5 protein-coding genes are annotated in these 6,160 nt (G+C 65.0%); 3 read left to right on the forward strand and 2 right to left on the reverse strand.

What is annotated here, in order from left to right:
* A partial coding sequence (locus tag NCT05_RS15665) for a hypothetical protein (protein ID WP_250498511.1) occupies window positions 1-285 on the forward strand: 285 nt, incomplete at its 5' end.
* A 34-nt stretch (window positions 286-319) separates the two neighbouring features.
* Here NCT05_RS15665 and NCT05_RS15670 read toward each other — a convergent pair.
* Window positions 320-1,615, reverse strand: coding sequence for an SGNH/GDSL hydrolase family protein (locus tag NCT05_RS15670; RefSeq protein WP_250502674.1), 1,296 nt, complete (start codon window positions 1,613-1,615; stop codon window positions 320-322).
* Between the two features lie 172 nt (window positions 1,616-1,787).
* Here NCT05_RS15670 and NCT05_RS15675 point away from each other — a divergent pair, with 172 nt between their 5' ends.
* A complete protein-coding gene (locus tag NCT05_RS15675) occupies window positions 1,788-2,939 on the forward strand; it encodes a methyltransferase (protein ID WP_250502675.1) in 1,152 nt (383 codons plus the stop codon).
* Between the two features lie 6 nt (window positions 2,940-2,945).
* Here NCT05_RS15675 and NCT05_RS15680 read toward each other — a convergent pair whose 3' ends face one another.
* Window positions 2,946-4,208: a TIGR03862 family flavoprotein gene (locus NCT05_RS15680; RefSeq protein ID WP_250502676.1), complete on the reverse strand. Its 1,263-nt coding sequence runs from the start codon at window positions 4,206-4,208 to the stop codon at window positions 2,946-2,948.
* A 180-nt stretch (window positions 4,209-4,388) separates the two neighbouring features.
* On the opposite strand from NCT05_RS15680, the gene NCT05_RS15685 reads away from it, so the two are divergent.
* Window positions 4,389-5,861, forward strand: coding sequence for an MFS transporter (locus tag NCT05_RS15685; protein ID WP_250502677.1), 1,473 nt, complete (start codon window positions 4,389-4,391; stop codon window positions 5,859-5,861).
* Window positions 5,862-6,160: the final 299 nt, after the last annotated feature.

Raw genomic sequence — 6,160 nt, forward strand, 5'->3', positions numbered from 1 at the left:
CTATTGCCGATTCCGAAGAACCAGCCGCACTCGCCATCAAGCGCCCACACTTATCGGCTGTTAGTTTTTAAAGAGCACATCGCAAGACAAGCCTTACTTCAACTTCCGTCTTGCGTCGCTGCATCAGCAGCAGAGAAACGAGATTATGAAGAATCTTTTTCTCTTTGTCAACACTATTTTTCGCTTTCGCTTCCAAATCCGGTGACTTCTGAGACCGCCCGTTTCGCTCGGCGGCTCTCGTCTTGCGACGAGGGGCTGAATAGTAGGTCAAGCACACACGAATGACAAGGTGACGAACGCAATTTTTTTCGCGTCTGCTTCAGTGTGCCGCCTTCGCCGCTCCGATGACAAACTCCATCGGCACTGCCGCGGCCATCGCCGCGTATCCCGCGTCGCTCGGATGGATATGATCGCCGCTGTCATACCGGCGCTGGAGCACGCTCGGGCGCGCCGGATCGCGCAGCGCCTGATCGAAGTCGATGACACCGTCGAACGCCCGGCTCGCGCGAATCGATTCGTTGACCGCCGTTCGGATCGACTCTCTTTCTGGCGGCAGCGAAGCGGGCGTGAGCGTCGCACCGTAGATCTTCACGCCGCGCTGATGCGCCTGCGCAATCAGTCGCTGATATCCGCGCACCAGCGCATCGGCGTTGACTTCCGTGTGCGGCGCGTCGCAATCGAGCCCGGCGTGCGCCGGCATCGCCATGAAGTTGATATCGTTGATGCCGATCAGCACGATCACCGCCCGCACGCCCGGTTGACGCAGCGCGTCCCGCTCGAAGCGGCTCACGACGGCCTCACCGTAACAGGGCGAGTTGCTGAGCAGACGATTCCCGCTGATGCCCGCATTCAAGACCGCGGTTTGCCCGCCACTTTTCCGGGCGACTTCTTTCGCGAGCGCATCCGGCCAGCGCCGGTTCGCATTGAGCGAGGAACGCATGCCGTCGGTGATCGAATCGCCGATCGCCACGATCGCGTGCGCCGACGCGCTTTCCACCGCGACGTTGCTGAGCCACGCATATTGCGTGAAGCGCGTGCGGTACGCGGCTGCCGATCCATCTCCGGTGCGGTCGCCCGGCGTCGAAATGTAGTTCACCTGGCTCGACACGCGGTGCCACGCGACGAGCTTTTGATCCTTCCCCATGAACATGCTGACGGCGACCGGCTGAAACGCGGCGACGTCGAAATCGACCACGTCGCTTGTTGCTTGCGCGCCCGGCGCGACCGTCACGCTCTTGTGTCCGCCGAAAGACACGGACCGTGCGCTGCCGGCCTGGATCGCTGCACTGCTACCGCCGACCGCCCGTGCGACGCTCATGGACTCGACGACGAGCGGTTCGGTCCCGTAAAGATTGCTGATCCGCAGACGCATCCGCTTGCCGTCGAGTTGCGGATAAATCAGCTGACGGACGGTGCGCCCCGCGACGTCCGGCGCGCGATAGAGCGGCGGCAGGTTCGCCAGTTGCGGAATCGACTGCAGCGCAGTGCCCCACGCGCTGACCCATCGCTCGTTGGCGGGCGTTTCCGCAGCGTCGGCGGCGAACGCCATTGGCGCGAAATTGAGTTGGACGGCGCACGCGGCCGCGCAAATCGCGGCGAGAACTCGGAGTTTCATTCGGCGATGGCGTTCGGAAAAGGCTCGATTGTGCCTGAAGTGTCATCAAGCTCGCGCCGCACATCGCCGGCGACGCGCACAAGCAGCAGCGACGCCCGTGAAATGGCCTCACAATGCTGCCAGTTCTTTTTTCGCCGGCGCGATGATTTACGCAGCGGGCATCAATATAGATATGCAATCGAAAAATTCAGCACTGCAGCAACTCGTCTGGGATGAAGACGGCGAAAGCCGCTCAGCCCGCTGGCGATCGGAGAGCGGCAATCCGCCCGCGAAGCGCGTCGTCATCGGACACGATCAGATGACGGCCGATCACGCGTACCGGCTCGCCTGCGAAGGCACCGCGATTCTCTGGCGCGGCGATTTCCAGAACGCTCGCCAGTTGCTGCAGGCGATGGCCCGCCGTATCGACAACAAACCGCGCAAGGCGAAGAAGCCCGCGACGGAAACATCGCCGATCGATGCGTTCAATCTCCATCGACTCGCGCAATCGCAGCGCGCCCGCACCCTCGCAATGCTCGTGCTGCCGCTCGACGAGCACTACGCCATCCCGTTGCGACGCGCGCCGGACGTGCGCCAGGCATGCGAGGAAGCATACGGGCCGCCGTCGGATGAAGCATCGGTGGTGTCCTTGCGCGAGGTGCTTGGTCTGATCGGCGCGCACGAGTGGCGCAAGAAAGGCGTCGACATCGACGCGGCCGGCGGGCGGATCCATCCCTATTACGGCGTGTTCTCGCCCGTTCGCGGCGAGTACGTCGATCTGGTCGCGAATCAGCCGCTGCCGTCAAAGGAACTCGCGTTCGATATCGGCACGGGAACCGGCGTGCTCGCGGCCGTGCTCGCGCGGCGCGGCGTCGAGCGGATCGTCGCAACCGACGTCGACGCCCGCGCGCTCGCCTGTGCGCGGGAAAACGTCGATGGACTCGGCCTCGCTCGTCAGGTGAAGGTCGTGGAAGCCGACATGTTTCCCGAGGGCCGCGCGCCGCTCGTCGTCTGCAATCCGCCGTGGCTTCCGGCGCGTCCGAGCGCCACGATCGAGCACGCGATCTACGACCCGGAGAGCCGCATGCTGCGCGGCTTTCTCGACGGCCTCGCCGCGCACCTGACACCGGGCGGCGAAGGCTGGCTTATCCTGTCGGACTTCGCGGAGCATCTCGGCCTGCGCACGCGCGCGCAGTTGCAGGAATGGATCGACAAGGCCGGACTGAAGGTCGATGGACGTATCGACATCAAGCCGCGTCATTCGAAGGCGATCGACAAGTCCGATCCGCTGCACGCCGCGCGCTCGGCGGAAGTCACGTCGCTGTGGCGGCTGGTCGTCGCGTAAATTGAATCAGGCGCGCTCGGCAAGCCACGCGAGCGCGCCCTCGCCCGCGACGAGCCCGCTCGCGAAACACGCCGTCAGCAGATAGCCGCCGGTCGGCGCTTCCCAGTCGAGCATTTCGCCCGCGCAGAACACGCCGGGAAGCGCGGCGAGCATCGAACGCGCATCGAGGGCTTCGAACTCGACGCCGCCCGCGCTGCTGATGACTTCCGCAATCGGCCGCGGGCGCAGCACACGCAGCGGCAACGCCTTGATGCGCGCGGCGAGCGTGATGGGATCGGCAAATTCGTCCTTGCTCACGCATTCGCGCAACAAACCCGCTTTCACGCCCGTGAGATGCAGCCGGCTTTGCAGATGACTCGACATCGAGCGCGCGCCACGCGGATGCAGCACTTCCTCGCGCACGCGTTCGGCGGAGAGCTGCGGCGTCAGATCGAGCAGAATCGTCGCGCCGGCGCCGTGACTTTCGTCGATCCGGTCGCGAATCGGCGCCGATAACGCGTAAATCAGACTGCCCTCGATACCCTGATCGGTGATGAGGCACTCGCCAACGCGCCAGTCGGGCGCGCCGTCCGCGCGCGGCACGCCGATCGCGACCGACTTGAGCGGCTCGCCCGCGAACCGGCTGCTGAAATGCTCGCTCCAGCCCACATCGAAGCCGCAATTCGACGGCACGAAAGGACGCGTGGCCACGCCGCGCGCGGCGAGAACCGGCAGCGCGGCGCCATCGGAGCCGAGTTGCGGCCAGCTTGCGCCGCCGAGCGCCAGCACGAGCCCATCGTGCCGAACGTGTTTCTCGCCCGATGGCGTCGCGAACCGCGATATCGACGCGCGTTCGTCGGCCCAGCCGAGCCAGCGATGCCGCATATGAAACGTGACGCCCGACGCGCGCAGCCGATGCAGCCATGCGCGCAGCATCGGCGCGGCTTTCATGTCGGTGGGAAACACGCGCCCCGAGCTGCCGACGAAAGTCTCGACGCCCAGGCCGTGAACCCAATCCCGCAACGCGCTTGCATCGAAGCGCGCGAGCAGCGGCGCGATCTCCCCGCTGCGCGCGCCGTATCGCGCGAGGAACGCGTCGGCGGGCTCCGAATGCGTGAGATTCATGCCCCCTTTGCCGGCCATCAGGAATTTGCGTCCGACGGACGGCATCGCGTCGAACACATCGACGCGTGCGCCGCCCGCCGCGAGCGCCTCCGCGGCCATGAGCCCGGCCGGCCCGCCGCCGACGACCGCGACGTTCACCGATTCGATGTTTTCAACTGACGACATGCCTGAATAGAAAGAACAAAACGGAGCGACATTGTCGCATCGCCGGTCTACGCGGCGGGAACGCATCGACGGCGCCGCGTAAGTCATTAAATAACAAAAAAGAATTTGGCCGCCTGCGCGCGGGCCAGTACGATCCGGCGATTCGTTGCAGCGACAACTTTTTACTGAAATAGCCTGATCATGTCCGTTTCCCTCGCGCCCGAGCGCGCTGCCGCCCAGTCCGCCACCCAGGATTCACGGCCGGTCATCAAAAGCGCCGCCGATGTTTCCAGCCTCGTCAACCACGGCGCCGCCATCGGCAGCGACGCGCGCGTGGTCGTCGCCATCGCGCTCGGCGGCATTTTTCTCGATGCCTACGATCTGGGCGCGCTCGCGTTCGGCATGAAGGACATCGCCCGCGAATTCTCGCTGACGCCGACCGGCTCCGGCTTCGTCGCCGCCGCGATCACGTTCGGGGCGATCATCGGCGCGTTCCTCGGCGGATATCTCACCGACAAGGTCGGCCGCTATCGCGTCTTCATGGCGGACATGTTCTTCTTCGTCGTCGCGGCGATCGCCTGCGCGCTCGCGCCGAACGCCTGGGTGCTCGGCGGTGCGCGTTTCGTGATGGGACTGGGCGTCGGCATCGATTTGCCCGTCGCGATGGCCTTTCTCGCGGAATTTTCCCGCTTGCAGGGCCGCGGCAACAAGGCGGCACGCGTCGCGATGTGGTGCCCGGTCTGGTACGCGGCGATCAGCGTCTCGTATCTGCTGGTGCTCGGTTTGTACGCGGTCTTGCCCGAACACAACGCGGGCTGGCTCTGGCGTCTGATCCTCGGCTTTGGCGCGGTTCCGGCGATTGCGATCATCGCGATTCGCAGCCGATACATGAGCGAATCGCCGGTCTGGGCCGCGAATCAGGGCGATCTGGAAGGCGCGGCCGCGATCCTCAAGCGCTCGTACGGCATCGATGCCCGCGTCGACGAAACCGCCACCGTTGCGCCGAAGGCGCGTCGCGCGACGTGGAGCAACTACGGCGCGCTGCTGCGCGGCGTCTACCTGCGCCGGACCGTGCTGGCGACGGTCATCGCCATCGCGTCGTCGTTCGCCTATAACGCCGTGGCGTTCGGCTTGCCGGTCATCATTTCGAGTTTCCTCGCGCAATCGATGCTCACTACGATCCTCGCGTCGCTCGCGCTCAATCTGTGTTTCGCGTTCGCGGGCGGGCTGTTTTCCGTGCGCACGGTGCCGAAATTCGGCGCGTGGAAGCTGTCGGTCGTCGGTTACGCGTTTCAGTTTGCGGCGCTCGTCGGGCTCGCGATCGTCGGGAAGCCGTCGACGGGCGTCGAAGTCGTCGTCGCGATCGCGTTTCTCGCGGCGTTCCTGCTCGGACAGGGCGTCGGGCCTGGCTCGCACAGCATGACGTTTGCGTCGCTGAGCTATCCGACTTCGCTGCGTGGTGTCGGCGTCGGCTTCAATCAGACGCTGATGCGCGCCAGCTCGACGGTTTCGCTGTTCCTGTTCCCGGTCTTGTCGGCGGTGCTCGGCACGAAGGTGTTCTGGATCATCGCCGTCGCGCCGCTCGCGGGGCTCGTCGCGCTGTTCGCCGTGCGCTGGGAACCGTCGGGCTACGACGTCGACGCTGAGGATTTCGCCGCGCAGCAGCCGCGTTAAAACAGTTTCCGATCCCGCGTTATAAAGAGCGGCAGGCTATGTTTCGCCTGCCCCTCTTTTCGTTTCTCCTCCTGCCTGCACTAGATTAACGATCGCGCGCTTTGCGCGACGGGATCCGCTTCTCGCATGCGGAGTTACCCGAATACGTCTCAAAAACGCATTTACCGACCGTCCGGTCGGTTTATAATCGCCGGACAGCGACTTCTTTTGAGCGAGTGCCGACATGTACACGCAATCCCTCGACCTCCCCAGCGCGACGTCCGCAGCCGAAAGCCACGAAGCCGCAGCCTCCGCCGCCC

The sequence above is a fragment of the Caballeronia sp. AZ7_KS35 genome (genome assembly GCF_023631045.1).
In the GTDB taxonomy this organism is placed as follows: domain Bacteria; phylum Pseudomonadota; class Gammaproteobacteria; order Burkholderiales; family Burkholderiaceae; genus Caballeronia; species Caballeronia zhejiangensis.